The following is a 20338-nucleotide window of genomic DNA, read 5'->3' on the forward strand; positions in this document are numbered from 1 at the left end:
TGTAATAACTAGAATTTAAGATATTTAACAGAGATTATAGAGGAGATAAGGAGAGCCAGTATGAAACAAATTCTAATCAAGAATGGTTTAGTCATTACCATGAATGGACAGCGGCAGGTTTTTGAGGGTGGAGATGTACTGGTCGCAGGTGATCGCATTCTTGCTGTGGGGATGGTTGCGCCAGAACAAATTATGGATGATGCGGAAGTAGTGGATGCCAAGGGAAAAATCATACTGCCAGGTCTTATCAACACCCACGTCCATTTGTCCCAACAGTTGGCCAGGGGGATTGGTGATGACGTAGATTTATTAACTTGGTTGCGGCAGAGGATCTGGCCTTACGAAAGCAGTATGGATTTGGAGGATTCCTATATTTCTTCCTTAGCTTGTTGTCTGGAGCTAATTAAATCAGGAGTAACAACCTTTGCCGAAGCGGGTGGACAGGAAGTAGACGGCATGGGTCGAGCGGTGGCAGAAAGCGGCTTACGGGCTAATTTAGCCCGCTCCACCATGGATTGTGGAGAAGGGCTACCCACCCGTTGGCAAGAAGATACCCAAGTTGCCCTGCAAAAACAAGAAGAGTTGCTGAAACGCTGGCATGGTCAGGCCGAGGGGCGCATCCGCTTCTGGTTTAGTTTAAGGACTATTTTTAATAATTCGGATGAGTTAATTAAAAGAACCAAAGTATTAGCAGATCAATATGGTGTAGGAATTCATATGCATGTGGCCGAGGTATTGGAAGAGATCCAGTTTGCCAGGGAGAGCAGAGGGCTCCCCACGGTGGAACACCTGGCGAAATTAGGGGTACTGGATCGCAATTTCCTGGCTGTTCATACTGTATGGCTGTCAGATAAAGAAATTGATCTCTTTGCGTTACATGATGTAAAGGTATCCCATAACCCTGGTGCAGCTATGAAGGTACTTGGTTTTGCTCGGGTTCCTGATATGTTGGACAGGGGTATCCCGGTTTCCCTTGGTACCGACGGTGCTCCTTGCAACAATCGCATGGATATGATGAGCGAGATGTATCTCACCTCTTTAATCCACAAGGGACGCACCCTGAATCCCCAAGTGGTGCCAGCAGAGAAGGTGTTAGAAATGGCTACGATTTATGGTGCTCGCTGTCTTCTTTGGGAGGATGAAATCGGTTCCTTGGAGCCAGGTAAAAAAGCAGATTTAATTATGATTAACCCGACATCTCCGAGCAGCTTACCCATGCACGATCCCATTGCTAATCTGGTCTATGCCATGAATTCCAGTAATGTGGAGTCTTCTATGTGTAATGGCAGGTGGCTCATGCGTGGTCGAAAAGTCCTTACCATGAGTGAAGAAAAAATCTTACAGGTGACCCAGGAACGGGCCGCAGCCCTGATAAAAAAAGCAGGCATTACTTTACCGGAGCGTTTTCCTGTGATTCGTACTGCTGCCCAATGAGCCGATGTTGCGGCTCTTGGGTAGGCCATCGGCCTTCAGCCTTTAGTTCTTCCAGCCGGTTAAAGAGTAAGTCTTAGTTCACCAACCAGGCTGAGGGCTGACGACCGTTACCGTTTTTAATTTTCGATATATCTGCATAATAAGGAACTTAATTCCTCCACTGGTAGGGGACGGCTAAATAAATAGCCTTGCATTTCATTGCATTGGTGATTTTGCAGAAATTGTAGCTGTTCTTGCGTTTCCACTCCTTCGGCGGTTACTCGCTTTTTTAAGTTTTGGGCCAGCACGATGATGGTGCTAACAATGGCGGCATCACCTGGATCATGGGAGATATCTCGAATAAAGCTACGGTCAATTTTAATCATGTCAATGGGAAGGCGATTTAGATAGCTTAAAGAAGAATAGCCGGTGCCAAAATCATCAATGGCGATGGTAATCCCCATTTTTCGCAGTTCAAACAACATTTTGCTAGAGAATTCCACATCTTTCATGGCCACACTTTCGGTAATTTCCAATTCCAACCACTGAGGGTCCAATTGGGTTTCCTGGAGAATTTTAGCAATTCTTTGGACAAGGTTTTTTTGTTGGAATTGGCGGGCCGAAAGGTTCACATTTATTCGCATAGGAGGACATCCCGCGTCTTGCCAAGATTTATTCTGAGCACAGGCAGTCCGAAGTACCCACTCTCCGATGAAAACAATCAACCCAGTATCCTCTGCTACCGGAATAAACTCATCGGGAGAGATTAATCCCCACTGAGGGTGCTGCCAGCGGATCAATGCCTCCATACCAATAATTTTACCCGTGGTGAGTTCCACCAGTGGCTGATAGTAAATAATAAACTCATCTCGGTCCAAGGCTCGCCGGAGGTTATTCTCCAATTCCAAACGCTGCAGAGACGTGGCATTCATGGCAGGGGTATAGTATTGGAAGTTGTTACGCCCCGTTACTTTAGCCTGGTACATGGCGGCATCGGCATTTTTTAACAAAGATTCAATATCTTCGCCATCGGCTGGATATACAGCGATACCAATACTGGTGGTGATATGAAATTCATGATTGCCAAGGAGACAGGGTTCTTTCATGGTCTCTATAATTTTTTGAGCGATCTTACCGGCATCTTCAGTTCTATTGATATTCGGCAATAGAATAGTGAACTCATCTCCACCGATGCGAGCTATGGTGTCGCTCTTACGTAAAAGGGAAGACAGACGACTGGCAATACTTTTGAGAAACTGATCGCCCATATCATGCCCAAGGGTATCATTTACCTGCTTAAAGTAATCCAGATCTAAAAATAAAACGGCCAACTTACTGCTGTACCTTTGGGCTTGGCTTAGGGCAATGGAGAGACGATCATTAAACAATGAGCGGTTAGGTAAGTCAGTTAAAGGGTCGTGATAGGCGAGATAGCGTAGTATTTTCTCAATCCGTCTGCGTTCGGCTAACTCCTGCTGGGCGGCATTATATAAATGGGCATTATCTAGAGCGATAGAGGCTAATTGGGCGAAGCCTGTCAGCAGTGATATTTCATCAGTTCCGATTTCCTTATTTTCTTCTGAAAAGTTAATACCAATGATGCCAATCACTTCGGATCCTGATGTAAGAGGTGCAGCTACTCCGGCATGGATTTTCAAAAAGTGTAAACTAGAGGAACGTCCAGCCCAAGTCGCGTAATCCTCAACCACCATCGGTTTGCCGGTTTGCCAAACTTTACCTGCCAGTCCTTCACCTAGTTTCATACGAAAGCCAATGATATCTTTACATTGGCCAATCCCCAAGCGCAAAATAATTTCATTCTGATCACTATTAACCAGATAAATCCAACCATGTTCGGTTTTCAACATAGCTGCCGCGCGGGATACAATGTCTTCAAGTAGTTCATCCAAATCTAAGCGATTCATTAAGCCTAGGGCAGTTTGGTGCAGGGTTGTTAGGTAACGGTTTTGTAGGGCAAGTTTTTCTTGGGCTAATTTATATTCAGTAATTTCATGAAAATAGATAGAAAGACCTTGCTGTGAGGGATAGGCATGAATATTAAACCATTTGCCTAGTGGCGAAAAGAAATATTCAAAATGCATCTGAACTTTTTCTTCCATTACCTTCATCAAAGAAGAGTGGATAGAAGTATCAATAACCGAATAAAATCTATCCCACAAATATTTGCCAATAAGATCTTCTTTCTTAAGGCCTAAGAGTTTCTCTGCTTCTTTGTTGACATAGGTTACTTCCCAGCGGTCATTCACGGCATAGAAAGCATCGGTAATGCTCTCTAGAATATTGTATAATTCATGGTGGGCTTGCCCTAGTTCCCCATTAATCATTCTCAATTCTTCTTCAATGGAAAGGAGTTCTTCGTTACTGGCGGTCATTTCTTCATTGGCAGCGACCAATTCTTGCTCAATGAGTTTCCGCTGGGTAATATCTCTGCCCTCAGCCACCAAGTAGATGACTTGATTATTTTCATCTAAGACAGGGTTTAGTGTAAAATCAATATAGATATACTTACCACTACTAGTACGATTTTTAGCTTCGAAATAAACGGTTTGTCCGGAAGCCGCTCTTTTGACAGCCTTTTTTAGTCTGTTACTAAGGATTGAATCATAATTCCACCAAGGGGTTTCCCAAAACTTTTGGCCCACCAGTTGGTCTGAGGGGGTATTAATTAGTTGCGCAGCTGTCTCATTGACCAATAACAGTGTTCCGTCTGGTGCTACCTTCCCGTTGAGGGTAATTAAATTATCAATATAATTTTTTAACTCCCGTTCTTTATTCGTCAAACTATTCATTTAAAAAATACCTCACGCTTTGGGAATACTCATAATTCTTATGATAAAGTAAATTCTACAGCACCACAATATTACCTTTTTTTAACATATGTTAATTATAAAAATATTATAAAATATTACAGATAAAATAAGGCCCCCGCAAAAGGCGGAGGCCATAACAAGTCTTCCTATTCGGAACTGAGACGGTGCAGTTCTTCAGTGAGTTTCTTAAATTCAAGCGAGTTTTTTTCATCCAAGCACTCATCAATTTTTAACAATAGTGCCTTGCGACGAGCTTCCTTTTTGTTAACAGTTCGCACAGCATCCACCAACATCCGATGGGCAATAGCAGCTGGATTCCGCTTAGTGGCGACCCTTCTCCGATTGGTTTGGGTGCAGAGCAAGCAATTGGGTGGACTGGCATAGGAGAGCCACATGTAAAGTTTTGTGGGAGGATTTTGTTTTAACTGATAAATAACCTCATCCACTGAGCCATAACTGACGTTATTTCTACGAAAATCAAAGGGGAAGGTATTGGTGTACACTGCGGAAATCAGTACAGCATCTTTTTTATCCGACAAATTGTGAGTAAACTGCACCCGGGATAGAAGTGTCTTGTCACCTTTGATAAATTCAAGCACTTGAGCTGCCTCAGGTTTTTTTAATCGATTGGTACGCAGAAACCAGACAATCAATTCCCTTTTTTCGGCCAGACTATTGGCTAGCATGATGGTCCCCCCTTTAACAGAATTGTGAAGCTTAAACATTAATAATTAGACTTGAGCCATGATAAATCCTGCTTTTTGAGGAGCGGTAATATATGACATATACCTCCAAGGGGTCATACCCATGTCTATGTTTATTCGCCGGTAGCACCCTATTTGCCTGAAAAACAACAACTGATGTCTACCAATTTTAGCAATGGGTTCATTACAGGGAGGTCAAGGGTTTTATGCAAGAGCAGCGAGAAGGTTATCTGAAAATAATCATCGATACAGAAAAGGATCAATGGACTGTGGAGCGAGTATTCAGGCAGTCTATGGGTGTGTCCCGCAGTCTGCTGCGCCGAGCCAAGAGGGAGGAGAACATCCTGCTTAATGGCACCAGGGTAAAAAGCAATACTCGGGTAAGGGAAGGGGATTGTCTGGAATTAGTGATCCATCGGCAACCATCCCAGGTAATTCCGGAACAGCTAGCATTAGATATTCTTTATGAGGATAGGGACTTGCTGGCGGTAAACAAACCGGCCAATATGCTGGTTCACCCACTAACGAATCAAGCCACGGGTACCCTGGCCAATGGCATTGTCTATCACTGGCAACAACAAGGAGAACAGGATCTGGTAAGACTGGTTCACAGACTGGATCGCGATACCTCAGGCATCGTTCTCGTGGCTAAAAATGCCTATATCCATCAACAACTCCAGCAGCAAATGCACCGGGAGCAGTTTATTCGCCGTTATTTGGCGGTGGTGGAAGGGGAGCCAGTGCCGCCCAAAGGGATTATTAATGCCCCCATTGGGTTGGCTCCAGACAGTATCATTCAGCGGATGGTCACGCCGCTTGGCAAACCGGCTATCAGCCACTACTGGGTGCTGCGTACATGGAAGCATTACAGTCTGGTTTGCTTAGAGCTTAAAACCGGTCGTACCCACCAGGTGCGTATCCATATGTCCTACCTGGGACACCCCCTGTTGGGAGATTCTCTTTACGGTGGGCAGCAGCTAGCCATCCAACGTCAGGCCCTGCATTGTGCCTATTTATCTTTTTATCACCCGGTAACAGGTAGGCCAACTCAGTTAGCCTGTCCGTTGCCGACGGATCTAAAGGGTTTGTTCAGGATGCATTAAGCACCGGCGGAAGTGTTTGTATAAACAGGTTTTTCGGTCTTAATTTGAAAGGCTGCAAATAAGTTAATTAAAGCAATCATTGCTGCTACCATAAAAACATATTGATAGCCAAACTTCATCCAGAGCAATCCGCCAAAGAAGGGAATGGACATGGATACAAGATGATCAATGGTAATGCCCATGGATAAGGTGGGGGTTAGGTCTGCGGGCGAATCCACAATTTTATTTAAGTAAGTGGTTCGGGCCATATTGCAGGCAAATAGAAGCTGGTCACCGATGTAGCAGGCAAAGACCAACCAAATGGCTAGGCTGCCCAAGCCCAGTTCCCTGGCAAAACCATACCCGATACAGATAACTACCAGCATGATAGATTCCGCGGCTATGATTATCCGCTCACCAAATTTATCAATGGCTCGTCCCAGCAAAGCGCGAAAGGGTATGCCTACCATCGTGCCAACCAGTCCAAGAGCTGCAAAGGTGGTAACCGGTTGATGAAATACTTTAATTAACACCCAGGGAGCAAAGGTGAGAAAGACTTGCTTACGGGCACCCATTAGCACGTTCAGCCAGTAAAACAAAAGATACTTTCTCTTGAACAGTAATTTTTGACGCTTTCTGTTAGTTTTCAAGGGCTGCATGAAGAATAGGCAGACCGCGGCTGCAATGGCGCAAAGCCCTGCCAGAGCAAAAATGGTAGAGTATTGAATATCGATGTAACGAAAGCCTAACCATACCAACAAAAAACCTACCAGAGAAGCAGCCGTTTTCATAGCACCCAGTTGCCCTAAGGTCTTACCCTCTTGGCCTGGCTTAGACAGGGCCACCCCAATACTGGACTCCATGGGCATGGACAAGTGAGACCCTACGCTCCAAGTAATCATCCAAACAATTAACCAAGGAAAGGAGGGAGATAAGAAGCCCAAGCCCAGCAAGCCCGTAGCCAAGATAAGGCTGGCTACCATGGCAATGCGTACATCGGGCAGAAAAATTAAAAGACCCGTAGTAAACACCACCAAGAAGCCAGGAAGTTCCCGGGGAAACTCCAGACCACCTCGGGCCACTTCGCCAATATGAAAAACATCATTCAGATAGTTATTAAAAGATGGTTCATACAAACCGCTGTAGAGGCCCAGAAAAATGGATGTCACCATAAAAAGAAAAAAGTCCCGTTTTTTACGGGCCTCGGTATATTGTTGCATTTAAAAAGTACCCCCAAATTGTCAACATTACTATTACGGTCTTATTGTATACCCAATATGTCTAAAAAGGCAATAAAAAAAGGCCTCCCTAAGCCCGTTGCAGTGTTTCTATCGCTTTCCACAAGTCTTTGTTGAGTCCGTTAAACCAATCCTTTAACTTACCTTCCTTTTGGCCCCTGGCTTCATTTTGTTCAATCATGTGGCGTAGCGCTTGAATAGCCCTTTCCTTTTCAGACATACATTCTTACCTCCTTTTGTTTTCATTATATCATTTTGAAGAAGAAATTTGAATTAAGATTGCATTAATTTTTCTTATACTTTCAATTAAAATTTTATACTTTCTGAAAGTGTAAGTAAAAATGACAATGCAGTCAAGAAAAATTATTTATAGAATTATTCATTTTAGAACTAATTATTTTAGAAATTCCTACCCGGTATAAAAATGTAGCTCTACTATGTCCTTTCAATGCTATAATAATAGAGACAGGTTCAATACTAAGGAGGTCTTTTATTGTGGATAGAGAACTTGCTCTGGAAATTGTCAGGGTTACTGAGGTAGCTGCTTTAGCTTCTTCCCGTTGGATGGGGAGAGGAAAGAAAAATGAAGCGGATCAGGCTGCCACCAGTGCCATGCGGGCAATGTTTGATTCGGTAAATATTTCAGGCACAGTTGTGATTGGTGAAGGGGAATTGGATGAAGCCCCCATGCTATACATCGGAGAAAAGGTTGGTACCGGTCAGGGGCCGGAAGTTGATGTAGCAGTGGACCCCCTGGAAGGAACCAATATTGTGGCCAAGGGTTTAAACAATGCAATGGCTGTGGTGGCGATTTCTGACAAAGGTAATTTGTTGCATGCGCCGGACATGTATATGGAGAAAATTGCCGTAGGGCCCAGAGCCGCAGGATTAATTCATATCGACGACCCCATTCCCCGGACACTGGAAATCGTTGCCCGGGCGAATCGGAAGAGAATTCAAGACTGTACGGTAATGATTTTAGAGCGCGAGCGACATGAGCAGATTATTGAAGCTGTTCGCCGCACCGGAGCCAGGGTTCGATTGTTCAGTGATGGTGACGTAGGCGCTGCCATTGCCACCTGCTTTGAAGATACAGGCATTGATCTATACATCGGTACCGGGGGAGCACCGGAAGGCGTTATTTCTGCTGCTGCCATTAAAGCCCTGGGGGGAGAAATGCAAGGAAGATTGGTTCCAGACAACCAGTCAGAATACGACCGTTGTGTAAAAATGGGTTTACAGGACCCTCGGCAAATACTGTTAATGGACGATATGGTAAGAGGAGAAGATGCTATTTTTGCGGCCACCGGAGTAACCGACGGGGAACTACTGCGGGGCGTGCGCTTTGTGGGTAACGACCGGGCAGAAACCCACTCACTGGTGATGCGGGCGCGCACGAAGACAGTACGTTGGATTAAAGCGTTACATTGTATTCCTAACAAACCTCATTTAATTATGGAATAACTCTAGAAAATCAAAGAGGGAGTATCGCAAAACTACTTTTTTGCGATACTCCCTCTTTTGGCCATTAGCCATTGGTTAACAGCTAATAAATTTCCTCTCCCGCGTTACATTTCTAGCCTAGCCAGCGTCTCTATAGGTGAGTACTTAAGCATTTGCAATGTAATGATGAAATGAGGGTTTAATTGATGACTCCGGCAACCAATCAAAGGCATCCGGATGGCGATTTACCATTTGAAGAATTATACGACCGTTATTTTGAACCGGTTAATCGGTATTTACGCTACCGAGTGGATAATACCTGGGATGCTGATGATTTAACCACCGCAGTTTTTATGAAAGCGCTGGAGAATTTCAGTAAGTACCGGGCGGATGGTCCCTTCGCTGCTTGGATCTTTCGTATTGCCCACAATGTTTACGTAGATTACATACGGGGCAAACGAGAGTATGCCACCCAGGATATTATCTTGGAATTGGCTATTGGTTCCGATGACGGACCGGAACAGGCAGTGTTGCAGGGAGAAGAAGTAAAGAAACTTCGCCAATTATTAAAAGATCTTTCAGCGGATTACCGGGATGTGGTAGCGCTGCGTTATGCCGGAGATCTTCGGTTTGCTCAAATTGCGGAAGTTTTGAGTAAGACTGAATCGGCCGTACGGATGCTGCATCATCGTGCCTTAAAACAGCTTCGGCAGAAATATGATCGGGAAGGGGGGAGTGCCTGATATGACAGAAGAAAAAGTTCATAATCAGGAGAATAAGGTTCTTCCCATGGAAGATTATTTAAAAGCCAGACAAGCTGAAGGTGAGGGTGTTTCTCATTTACTAAGTCACATGCGGCAGGTACGGGAGACGGTTCCAGTCAATCGCCAATTGCAGGTGGAATTACGTAAAAAACTATTGGAACGCCAATTGGAGTTGAAAAGCCAGGGTTCTGGACAAGTGCCGACTTACCCGGAAGAACCCGCGAATCGCTGGAAGTTTGTGCAACATCCGTGGGTCAAGGCATTTTTAGGATCAGTGGCAGTGCTCTTACTAGCCTTTGCCTTAACTGGGTTATGGCGTCATACCAGTGGTAACTATTTTTTAGAAGCAGCAGGTAACCCCCAGGAACTTACCCGTTTTTGGACGGAGGCACTCCCCCTTCAGCCAACCATCAGTCCTGATGGCACGAAAATAGTACTGGTCCGGGGCGGCAGTTTGGTAGTGCTTTCTGAAACGGGAGTCCAACTGGCTGCGTTAGAGCCGCCTGAAGGAGAGGTTTTTCGGTCCCCAGCCTGGGCACCGGATGGTAAACAGATCTCATATATTGTAAGTCAAAACGGTTCTGAAGAAATTAAGCATCTTACCACTGAGGAATTACTCTCTGCAAGAGAAAAAAATTTCCCTGTACAGGCCAAGGCCCGTGTTAAACAGGAGGTGGCCTCCCTAGAAATTGCCAGCAATATGGCAATGTCTACTGCAGCAAAGGACAATACCCTGGAAGCCAATCACTATTCCAATCTGGCCTATGCACCGGACGGTAAAAAACTAGCCTATGTAGTGAATCGGCTGGGAGGTGTCCCAGAGGTATGGGTTAGTTCCCAGGCTGGCCAGGAAAGACGTGTCATTGAAGGGGATGCTCCTACCTGGTCGCCCGATGGGAAACACCTGGTTGTGCAAAAGCCCAGTCGAACCAATGGTTATGAATTGTGGTTGGTGGATGCCCAAACAGGTGATGCAGATTTATTAGGCCAAGGTGAAAACCCCGTGTGGGGAGCCAATGGCTATCTGGCTTTTTCTTCGGAAAAAGTTCAAGAGAGAGTATTAACCTTCCTGCCTAATGGTGAGCCCCAATACAGTGTTCGTCAACAGGTGGCAGAGATGCGTATCACTTACCTGGGAAAAGATGGTTCCCCGGCTTTGAAGAAGTTAAATAAGGGTATCGGCTGGTTGGCCACAAGTCATTTATTAGTGCCTACGGAGAATCGCATTTCCGGCGTAGAGCTTAATTGGCTGCGTCAACAGGAATTAAGTGGTTCCCGGGAGCCGAAAACACTCATTCTTAATGAAGTCAATAAATGTGAGGGTCAGGTTTTTGGTCCCGAGGGCAAGTGGTTGTTATTTGCTCGCCGGGACGGTGACACGGTAGCCCTGCTGAAAGTCAGCCTAGAAGAACGGTGGGAAAAGGAGAGAGACTAGTAGATGAGTAAAATAAAACAGGGACTCGGTAGTCCTTTACTGGTCCTGCTGTTAACAATTTTAGGATTGATGTCCCTACTACAACCCACTGTGTCACTGGCAGGAGAAGCAGGAACAGTGCGGTTGGCAGTACAGCCCGGTTTAAGTGGCATTTATAAACTCGGGCTGCCCACAGGACTCCAGGTGAGTATTGCCAACCAGGGTGAAGCATTTACCGGTTTACTGGTGGTGGAACCGGGGAGGGATCTACTTGAAAAAGGTTCCTCGCAGCAAGCTACCCGTTACCAAAGGGTTGTGCAGGTACCGGCAGGAGGTCTTACTAAGACCATGCTAATGGTACCTAGTGAAATGATTAATGACGGTGCTTCCGTGGTATTGTTGGCAGGAGACAAACCGGTGGCTGCCAGTCCGGTGCAAGGGACGGTAGTAAATGGCGGTTTTATCGCCCTGAGTTTGGGAGAAAAACCTCTCAAGGGCGGTATTGCTGCGTGGTTTGACCAGTCCTTTGGCGGTCAAACCACGATAAAATATCTTTCCCCAAAATCTTTGCCCGGAGACCCTCTGGAGTTGATTTTGGCAGATATCATCATTGTGGATGACACTTCTGTTGCAGAGCTAACGACACAACAACTAGCCACCCTAAAGGATTGGACATCCTTGGGGGGGATGCTAATTATTTCCGGTGGTGCCGGGGCATCCTCCGGTGGGCCACTGGCCGATCTTTCTCCTGTGTTGGCAGAGGTTCAGCAAGCTGTTGCGGCTGATCTAGGAGGATTACAGGTAGTTAAGGGGACCATGAATGTGACCACCGGTCCTTTGCAGGAGGGTGAAGCACGCATCAAGGTAAATGGTGTTGTGGTGGTGGCCTCCCGGGAATACGGAAAGGGTCAGGTTATCTACTCCGGGATTTCTTTAGAAAACCTCACCTCGGAGTCTGCTGCCGTATGGCCCCTGGTGTTCGGCAACAAGACTGGCCAAGCAGGCATCAACGTAAAAATGCAAATGGCCCAGGAAAAACGACAGATGCGCAATGATAGTCTGGCTCAGGCAGCTACCTATCTACCTCAGATAAAAACCCCACCGATACCAAAGGTAGCGGTGGCTTGGGTTTTTTATGTATTGGTGCTAGGGCCTGGTTTTTATCTATTATTAAAACGTTGTGATAAAAGGGATTGGATGTGGTGGCTGATCCCTGCCTGTGCCCTGCTTACCACAGGGGGCGTCTACCTGATGTCACCGGCCCAAAGGATCAATGCCCCCATCAGCCAAACGTTGGCGGTGGTTGAAATTTTAGATGACAAGCGAGCAGAAGTGAATGCAACCGCTGCCTTCGTTAGTCCCTATGGTGGTAACTTGGATATTGAGGGGCCTAGGGACGCCATTGTCTGGCCGGCCAATTCCTATTACTCGCCAAACAAGGGCATTGTCATTGAATATAATGATGTCGCGTCTCCTAAGATTTCTTTTTCCAATGTTGAATACTGGTCTATGCGCCATGCCAGAGCAACCGCCATCAAAAAAGATATGGGCCAGATCAGCGGCAGTCTGCTATTGGAGAATGGCACTCTGCAGGGAAAAATTGAAAACCATACTAAGATGAATTTAAGAGATTGCCGCATTTTGTTGGGAGGTCGTTCCCTTTCCTTAGGAAATCTTCCTGCCGGTGGTAGTTTGGCAATAGACCAATCCCTAGCTAAATGGCCAGGCAGCTTAGGACCCAATGAATTCAGGGACTTACTGGTTCCTCCGCTGAAGCCTGGCGAACAGGATACCTTTGTCCGTGAAAGACAGATGGTGGATACTGCCATGGGCTCTCGGATGCAGGAAGGCAGCAATCAGCCGTTATTCTTTGGCTGGAGCGATGATTCCTTAGATATGTTCAAGATCCTATCGGATAAGGCCAACGTTAGTGAACACCATCTAATGCTTTTGACACAAAACCTGCAGTTGACGATTCCTCTGGGAAAAACGGTGGAATTGCCCTCGGGTATGTACTTGCCAAAGGTAACGGACAGCCGGGGTGCCTTTAATCAAACTCCCTTAGGCATTACCCTTTATGAAGGTAAGGTCACGCTGGAGTATGATCTCCTAGGAAGGCTCAACAAGCAAAACTTCAGGGTGGATGGCCTGACTTTTCCTGCCCAAACCAATAAATATTTGGCCCTAAGGGTTTATGACTGGCAGGAGAACAAATGGGCGGACATACCCTCTGATGGGTTGCAGATTGGTGCCGAGGAGCTAACACGTTATGGTTCGGCGGCAGGCGAATTCCGCTTCCAGGTGGAAAAAACGGCTGGTACAGGGAATCCTGATAAAGTGGATCTGCCTGTAGTGACGGTGAGAGGGGTGGCTGTTCAGTGAATGCAGTGGAAATAAAGCAGCTCACAAAGATCTATGGCAGCAGTTACGCCCTTAGAGATTTTACCCTGACCATTGAGGCAGGTCGTGTGTATGGTTTAATTGGTCCCAATGGGGCCGGGAAAACCACGGCTATGTCCATTCTGGCCACGCTGCTGGCCCCGGATGGCGGCACCGCCGTCGTAGGGGGACATGATGTGATAAAAGAAGCTGCAGCGGTACGGCGACTGATTGGCTATATGCCGGACTTCTTCGGCGTCTACGATGGTCTAAAGGCCACGGAGTATTTAGATTTTTACGCCGCCGCTTACCGTATACCGATCAGTAAAAGACCCCAACTTTGTCAGGATCTCCTGGAATTGGTGAACCTTTCGGATAAAGCGGATTCCTATGTGGATCTCCTTTCTCGGGGTATGAAACAACGTCTGGCTATGGCCCGCTGCCTAGTGCACGATCCTGCGGTATTAATCCTGGATGAACCAGCTTCCGGGTTGGACCCCAGAGCCAGGGCGGAAATGAAGGAAGTAATTCGCCAACTGAGACGGATGAATAAAACCATCTTAATTAGTTCGCATATTTTACCCGAACTGGCTGAGATGTGTGACAACATTGCCATTTTAGAGCAGGGACGATTGGTAGCCAATGGCACTGTGGAAGAAGTAACGGCAGCCCGCCAAGGAGTCCGCGTATTAAAGGTAGATGTGGCAGAAAAACTGCCGGAACTGCTGGAGTATGTACGGCATAAAACCGGGGTGGTAAATCTGGATGGTGATGCTGGTTGGGCCAGGATATCTTTCGCCGGTAATAAAACAGAACAAGGGCAATTACTGCGGGAGATTATGGACCAAGGGTTTTCTGTGCTGGAGTTTGCCGAGGTTAAAGGGAACTTGGAGGACGCTTTTATGGCTGTGACCGGGGAGGTAGAAGTATAATGAAAGAATTAAACCCGGTATTACTAAAAGAGTTACGTCAAAGATTTCGTACCTATCGCTCTCCCCTCGTGGTACTGCTTTATCTACTGGTACTGGGTGGCTTTTCGTTGGGGTATATTTACCTGCGCTGGCGCAGCGCTCCGGCGTTCTTCCAACCAGGCAGCAGTAAAGAAATTTTTACGGTGCTTAGCATGGCTCAACTGGGATTACTGGCCTTTGTGGTACCGGGTCTGACAGCCGGCGTCATTAGTGGGGAGAGGGAAAGACAGACACTTAACGTATTACTAACCACCGAATTAACTCCGCTGGGCATTGTAGTCAGTAAAATGATTTCTTCCTGTTCTTTTACCGCACTATTATTGTTTGCTACCTTACCCCTATATAGCCTGGTATTTATGTTTGGCGGGTTGGCACCTTTGCAAATCCTGGGTGTCCTAGGCTTTTTTCTGGTGTCTATGCTACTTTATGCCGCCATTGGCGTAAGCTGCTCCACGTATTTTAAAAGAACCGGTATTAGTACCATCACTTCCTACGGCATTGTCTTTTTTCTAGTGGCTGGTACGGCTTTTTTAAGCGGTTTCATCTACACCCTCTATCAACAACAGGCCCAAAGTGCCATGATCAAATTGCAGGAAACTCCGCTCATTGTGCAACTACTGCAGGATACCAACCCAGTGATGGTGGTATTGAGAATTTTAGGAGAAAATGCTACCTTCGGCCCAGGACGGGAGATGTGGCTTCCCTACTGGGGCACTTACACTGTTACCTGCGTCGTGATTAGTGTTGTCTTAATCCTTTGGAGTGGCTGGAAGTTAAATCCTATGAACCATAATCGGAAGTTATTTAGATGAACCAGTAAAGAGTAGGTAGAAAAAGGGTTACCCTTTGTTTGGCGGGGTAATCCTTTTTTGATGCTTATTGGAAAGCGCCAAAATCTCTTCAGTGAAACTTTTTTCACATGTATAAGATTTTTTTCAAAAAAGAAGGAATGTGTAAATATTGCGAGAACTATAATAAAAGTAATAATTTAGAAAAGATAATTTCCTAGACAGCGAGGTGGAGGTGGCAGGGATAGATAATGATCTTCAATTGGTAAAAATCGCCAGACTGTATTACGAGTTAGGTTATAAACAAGAGCAAATTGCTCAAATAGAAAAAATATCAAAAGCAACAGTCAGCAGACTGTTAGATAAAGCTCACAAAGAAGGAATCGTTGAAGTAAAAGTAGTTTATCCTCAATTGGAAGTTCATGAATTAGCAGAGGAAATCCGGGAGCGATTTAACCTTAAAAAGGCATGTGTTGTACCCGTTATGATTGATCACCCAGACGTAATTAGAGATGATTTGGGACGGGCTGTCAGTAATTTCTTAAGTGAAATTATCAGGGATGAAGATATTATTGGAGTCTCTTGGGGAACCACCTTGCCCTTTGTGGTAAAGAACTTATCCAAGATAAATGCCAACAACGTTATTGTGACGCAATTAAACGGCGGTGTGACAAAGCATTATCTCTCTACGCAATCAGCAGCTATTATTGAAGGCTTTGTAAATTCACTAAATGCGGTACCTTATATGCTTCCGGTACCAACCATTGTGGACAGCGTTGAGTTAGCAACGGCTATTTCTGCAGACTCCAATGTTTGTAAAACATTAGAACTCTCCCAAAAGGCACGTATTGCTGTCTATGGTATTGGTAAGGCCGGTTTTGATTCCATTCTAGTTCAAGCGGGCTACTTTCAAAAAGAAGAATACGAAAAACTTTTACAAGCTGGTGCCGTGGGAGACATTTGCTCAAGGTATTTTAGGATTGATGGAAGCATTGTGGATCAAGAACTAAACCAACGGACAGTTGGTATTACCTTAGAGGAATTAAGGAATAAGGAGTATTCCATCGCGGTTGCCAACGGTGAAGAAAAGGCAAAGGCTGTTGTGGGAGCTTTAAAGGGAAAGTATGTTAACACATTGTTTATCGATGAAGTTACGGCTAAGAAATGCCTTGAACTAATAAAGTCAGAGGAATAAAGGGGAGTTTTGCAGATGAAAAGTCTACTTTTGTATGAAGCTGGGGATTTAAGATGCGAAGAAATTGAGATTCCTAAAATAATGCCGGGAAGTGTGCTAGTTAAAGTAAAAGCAGTGGGGGTTTGTGGTTCAGATATTCCAAGGGTAAATATTTATGGAGCTTATCAGCCCAGGACTGTTATGGGGCATGAATTTAGTGGTGAAATTGTTGAGGTTAATGAGGCCGGTGCTTGGAAAAAGGGTGATCGAGTGGTCGTGCCGCCCTTAATTCCTTGCGGCGAATGTCATTGGTGTCAGAGTGGCAACTACTCACTATGCGAAAACTATGATTATTTTGGTTCTAGAAGAAATGGTGCCATGGCTGAATATGTTGATGTACCCATCACGAACCTCTTAGCTTTACCGGATGGAGTATCTTACGAGGCAGCTGCTATGGTTGATCCTGCTGCCAATGCGATTCACGCTATTTGGAATGGAACCCTACAGGCAGGTGATACTGTTGCGGTTTATGGTTGTGGACCCATTGGCATGTTTGCCATTCAATTTGCCAAAATACTTGGTGCCAAAAGTATTATCGCGGTTGACCTAAAGAAAGAAAAACTAGATGTAGCCCAAGAGATTGGTGCGGATTATGTGATTAATTGCTTAGAAAGTGATCCAGTGAAAGAGATTAACCAAATTACCAATGGGAATGGGGTTAATCTTGTTCTCGAGACATCAGGGTCACCCATTGCTCAGAATCAATGTGTTTGCTCCGCAGGGAAGTTAGGGAAAGCGGTATTTGTTGGTATTTCACACCGCAATCTTGAACTCACTAAAGAGGCCGTTAATAACATTTTAAGGCGTGAACTTATTATCAAGGGTTCCTGGAACTCCTTTTCCAATCCATTTCCCGGTAAAGAGTGGACCTATAGTTTGCAAATGATGGATGAAGGAAAACTGAAAACCGATCCATTGGTAAGTCACCGCTTACCTTTAGAGGAAGGCCCCGCTATCTTTAAGAAATTTTCGGAAAAAGATTTCTTCTTTAACAAGGTATTATTCCTACCTTAATCAGGAGGTAAGAGATGCATAAAGATAAGGTTCTTGTGCTGGGGGCTGACTTTGGTACGCAGGGGGTACGGGTGGCTGTATTCAATAGTGATGGCAACTGCCTACAGATGAACTTCGTTCCTTACCCAACACAATACCCCAGACCGGGTTGGGCTGAACAAAGGCCAAATCATTGGTGGCATGCCTTCCAAGATGCCCTGACCCACTGTCTCTCCCAACTAGATGATCGCAGTTCCATCAAGGGAATGACCCTTTGTTCAACCTCTTCTACGGTTCTCGCTACAACGAAAGAGGGAGAACCATTAACAGAGGCTATTCTCTGGATGGATAATAGAGCCATCAGAGAAACTGAAAAAATAAATGCCTCCAATCATCCCTATCTTAAATACTCTGGTGGTTCAGATTCTGTTGAATGGATGCTACCAAAAACGCTCTGGTTAAAAAACAATCAACCAGAGTTATACAAACAGGCCCATTTAATTGTGGAAATGCAAGATTGGCTAAATTTTAAGCTAACGGGTAAGTGGGTTGCTTCCCGTTGTAATGCCACCTGCAAGTGGAATTATGCTGATGTCGAAGGTGGCTGGTCCAAGCAATTCATGCAGGACATTGGCTTAGAAGATTTTGCAGATAAACTACCTGTTACTGTTGTACCTGTGGGGAAACCAGTGGGTGAAATAAAGCATGAGGTGGCTCAGCAATTAGGGTTACCGGAGGGGCTGGTTGTTTTCCAAGGTGGCATTGATGCACATATCGGGATGCTGGGTATGGGTGTTGTTGAACCAGGCCAAATGAGCATTATCATGGGAACCAGTTTTGTGCACCTGGCCCATGCCCCGAAACCCATTTTTAAGAAGGGCCTCTGGGGACCCTATCCCAATGCGATTCTTGATAACTTGTGGTTGTTAGAAGGAGGTCAAGTCTCCTGTGGTTCATTAACTAAGTGGTTTAAAGATCAGTTAGCCAAAGACTTAAACAATCTTCCTGATGACACAGAGCCTTACCAAGTTCTGATAGAAGAGGCTGCCGAGATATCACCTGGCTCGGATGGACTGGTCGTGTTGGACTTTTGGCAGGGAAATAGAACACCCTATCGAGATCCCATGGCCAAAGGGTGTATTTGGGGAATGACCTTAAGTCACAGCCGGGCTCATCTCTACAGAGCGATTTTAGAGTCCGTAGCCTATGGAACGAGAAATATCTTAGATAATTTCTCGGATTCTGATTTTAAAGTTGAACAAATCGTAGCCTGTGGAGGAGTATTAAAGAATAAACTCTGGCTGCAAATTATTTCAGATGTAACCGGTATTCCCATTTTAAAGACAAAATTCAGTGAAGCCGGTGTACTAGGCTGTGCAATCTGTGCTGCTGCCGGACTGGGATTATACGAGAGCATACCGGAAGCGGCCCAAAACATGGTGCAATATGCAGATACCATTTATCCTGAGGATCAAAACCACAAAATATATTCTTATTATTTTGAAAAGTACAAAAAAACCTATGAGCTTTTAGCTTGCCAAATGCATGAAATGCATCAGTTTCACCAAGATAGAGGTGAGAGTATTGAATAAGAGCAATTACATCTTGGAAATGAAAGGAATATCAAAATCCTTTCCCGGCGTACAGGCACTTAAGCAGGTGGACATGTCTGTCAAGGCAGGTGAAGTCCACTGTCTGATAGGTGCTAACGGAGCCGGTAAATCTACGCTGATGAAAATACTTGCCGGTGTTTACCTTAAGGATGAAGGAGAAACTACTTTTCAAGGTAGACCTGTAGAGATAACGGACCCTATTAGCAGTGCGCGTTTAGGGATTGCGGTAATCTATCAGGAGTTATCCCTAACACAAAACATGTCTGTGGCAGAGAATATCTTCTTAGGCAAGTATCCGAAAAAATATGGTATTTTTCTCAATTGGACGGAATTAAATCAACGGGCCCAAGCAATTATCAATGACTTAGGGATCAAAATTGATGTCAAAAAGCCGGTCTCAGGGCTTAGTATTGGCCAAAGACAAATTGTTGAGCTAGCCAAGGCATTAGCAACTGAAGCTAAATTAATCGTTATGGACGAACCTTCGGCAACTCTTTCTGGTGAAGAGTTTGAGACATTGGTTAGGGTAATAGAAGGGTTAAAAGCCAAGGGAATTACGGTCATCTACATTTCACACCGATTAGAGGAATTATTTAGGGTCGGCGATCGAGTAACTGTTTTAAGAGATGGCCGCCACATTACCACGACAGATTTACGAGAGCTCAACCAAGATCAGTTAGTTGAGCTAATCATTGGCCATACCCTTTCCAAAGGAAAAAATGAAAGCTCGGTCATGGTAACCGGGGAAGAGATTATTAGCCTTACGGATGTTAGTACCAGCAAATTAACAGCTATTAATCTTGCGTTAAACAAAGGTGAAATTTTAGGTCTTTATGGCTTGGTAGGGTCCGGGAGAACGGAAGTTTTACGAGTTATTTATGGGGTGGATAAACCTTTACAGGGCCATGTAAAGATCCGAGGTAAAAAAGCTTCATTTAAGTGTCCTGCAGATGCGATTAAATCAGGCATTGCCATGGTGCCTGAAAATCGCAAAACGCAGGGGTTGGTGCTAAATTTATCAGTTTGGGAAAACAGTATTATTTCATCCCTTAGGATGTTTACACAAACGGGAGTTTTAAAGTATTCAAAAATGTATAACAAGGTTTCAGAATATGTTGGAAAATTAAAAATAGTCACTCCTTCCATAAAAACTCCTGTAAGAAATCTCAGTGGTGGCAATCAACAGAAAGTTGTCATAGCCAAGTGGTTAATTAGAAAATCTACTATTTTGCTCTTTGATGAGCCTACTCAAGGGATTGATATCGGAGCTAAAGAAGAAGTTTATTCGATTATCAAAGACTTAGCCAGCAAAGAGTTTGGCGTAGTAGTAGCCTCTTCGGAGCTTGAAGAACTACTGCAATTATGTGATCGAATACTGGTTATGTACAATGGCAAAGTTGCCGGAGAATTCCGGAAGGATAATTTCCAAGAGGAAACTATACTACGTTATGCAGTTGCAGGGGGGTAATCA

General features: G+C 45.0%; 16 protein-coding genes. 12 read left to right on the forward strand and 4 right to left on the reverse strand.

The genetic code is table 11. The features are described 5' to 3' along the window. Positions 1-60 precede the first annotated feature (60 nt). Entirely contained in the window at positions 61-1434 is a 1374-nt protein-coding gene (locus tag BUA78_RS11320) for an amidohydrolase (protein ID WP_072914515.1), read from the forward strand. 116 nt (positions 1435-1550) lie between these two features. Here the strand turns inward: BUA78_RS11320 and BUA78_RS11325 are convergent, their stop codons facing one another. Both BUA78_RS11325 and BUA78_RS11330 read right to left on the reverse strand, forming a co-directional pair. Continuing rightward, on the reverse strand, positions 1551-4223 hold the full coding sequence (locus BUA78_RS11325) for an EAL domain-containing protein (protein WP_072914518.1): 2673 nt from the start codon (positions 4221-4223) through the stop codon (positions 1551-1553). Between the two features lie 167 nt (positions 4224-4390). Then, positions 4391-4930, reverse strand: coding sequence for a YpiB family protein (locus BUA78_RS11330; protein ID WP_072914520.1), 540 nt, complete (start codon positions 4928-4930; stop codon positions 4391-4393). 224 nt (positions 4931-5154) lie between these two features. On the opposite strand from BUA78_RS11330, the gene BUA78_RS11335 reads away from it, so the two are divergent. Beyond that, positions 5155-6051 carry an RluA family pseudouridine synthase gene (locus BUA78_RS11335; protein ID WP_072914523.1) on the forward strand — a complete coding sequence of 299 codons (897 nt, stop codon included), beginning with the start codon at positions 5155-5157 and terminating at the stop codon, positions 6049-6051. On the opposite strand, the gene BUA78_RS11340 is transcribed toward BUA78_RS11335, so the two are convergent. Beyond that, positions 6048-7250 carry an MFS transporter gene (locus BUA78_RS11340; protein ID WP_072914526.1) on the reverse strand — a complete coding sequence of 401 codons (1203 nt, stop codon included), beginning with the start codon at positions 7248-7250 and terminating at the stop codon, positions 6048-6050. The genes BUA78_RS11335 and BUA78_RS11340 overlap by 4 nt on opposite strands. Before the next feature lie 88 nt (positions 7251-7338). Beyond that, the gene (locus BUA78_RS11345) at positions 7339-7488 is read right to left on the reverse strand and encodes a peptidase (RefSeq protein ID WP_072914527.1); all 150 of its coding nucleotides are present in this window, start codon (positions 7486-7488) and stop codon (positions 7339-7341) included. Positions 7489-7763: 275 nt separating this feature from the next. Between BUA78_RS11345 and glpX the strand changes: the two genes are divergently transcribed. The 10 genes from glpX (at position 7764) to BUA78_RS11395 (ending at position 20335) form a co-directional block, all read left to right on the forward strand. Beyond that, on the forward strand, positions 7764-8732 hold the full coding sequence (gene glpX, locus BUA78_RS11350; protein ID WP_072914530.1) for a class II fructose-bisphosphatase: 969 nt from the start codon (positions 7764-7766) through the stop codon (positions 8730-8732). A 185-nt stretch (positions 8733-8917) separates the two neighbouring features. Further along, on the forward strand, positions 8918-9454 hold the full coding sequence (locus tag BUA78_RS11355) for an RNA polymerase sigma factor (RefSeq protein ID WP_072914531.1): 537 nt from the start codon (positions 8918-8920) through the stop codon (positions 9452-9454). 1 nt (position 9455) lies between these two features. Further along, complete coding sequence (locus BUA78_RS11360; RefSeq protein WP_072914534.1) at positions 9456-10910, forward strand: PD40 domain-containing protein; 1455 nt, start codon at positions 9456-9458, stop codon at positions 10908-10910. Positions 10911-10913: 3 nt separating this feature from the next. Continuing rightward, positions 10914-13271 carry a hypothetical protein gene (locus tag BUA78_RS11365; protein WP_072914537.1) on the forward strand — a complete coding sequence of 786 codons (2358 nt, stop codon included), beginning with the start codon at positions 10914-10916 and terminating at the stop codon, positions 13269-13271. Next, positions 13268-14200, forward strand: a complete 933-nt coding sequence (locus BUA78_RS11370) for an ABC transporter ATP-binding protein (RefSeq protein WP_072914540.1) — start codon at positions 13268-13270, stop codon at positions 14198-14200. The genes BUA78_RS11365 and BUA78_RS11370 overlap by 4 nt, the downstream gene beginning before the upstream one ends. After that, on the forward strand, positions 14200-15051 hold the full coding sequence (locus BUA78_RS11375; RefSeq protein ID WP_072914542.1) for an ABC transporter permease: 852 nt from the start codon (positions 14200-14202) through the stop codon (positions 15049-15051). The genes BUA78_RS11370 and BUA78_RS11375 overlap by 1 nt, the downstream gene beginning before the upstream one ends. A 211-nt stretch (positions 15052-15262) precedes the next feature. Then, a complete protein-coding gene (locus BUA78_RS11380; RefSeq protein WP_238456800.1) occupies positions 15263-16222 on the forward strand; it encodes a sugar-binding transcriptional regulator in 960 nt (319 codons plus the stop codon). A gap of 15 nt (positions 16223-16237) precedes the next feature. After that, positions 16238-17275: a galactitol-1-phosphate 5-dehydrogenase gene (locus tag BUA78_RS11385; protein WP_072914544.1), complete on the forward strand. Its 1038-nt coding sequence runs from the start codon at positions 16238-16240 to the stop codon at positions 17273-17275. A 14-nt stretch (positions 17276-17289) separates the two neighbouring features. After that, positions 17290-18846 (forward strand): FGGY-family carbohydrate kinase, encoded by a 1557-nt coding sequence (locus BUA78_RS11390; protein WP_072914547.1) that lies wholly within the window; start codon positions 17290-17292, stop codon positions 18844-18846. Further along, positions 18839-20335 carry a sugar ABC transporter ATP-binding protein gene (locus tag BUA78_RS11395; protein WP_175549010.1) on the forward strand — a complete coding sequence of 499 codons (1497 nt, stop codon included), beginning with the start codon at positions 18839-18841 and terminating at the stop codon, positions 20333-20335. Before BUA78_RS11390 ends, BUA78_RS11395 begins: the two co-directional genes overlap by 8 nt. Positions 20336-20338 lie beyond the last annotated feature (3 nt).

The organism is Desulforamulus aeronauticus DSM 10349 (genome assembly GCF_900142375.1).
GTDB lineage: Bacteria > Bacillota > Desulfotomaculia > Desulfotomaculales > Desulfotomaculaceae > Desulfotomaculum > Desulfotomaculum aeronauticum.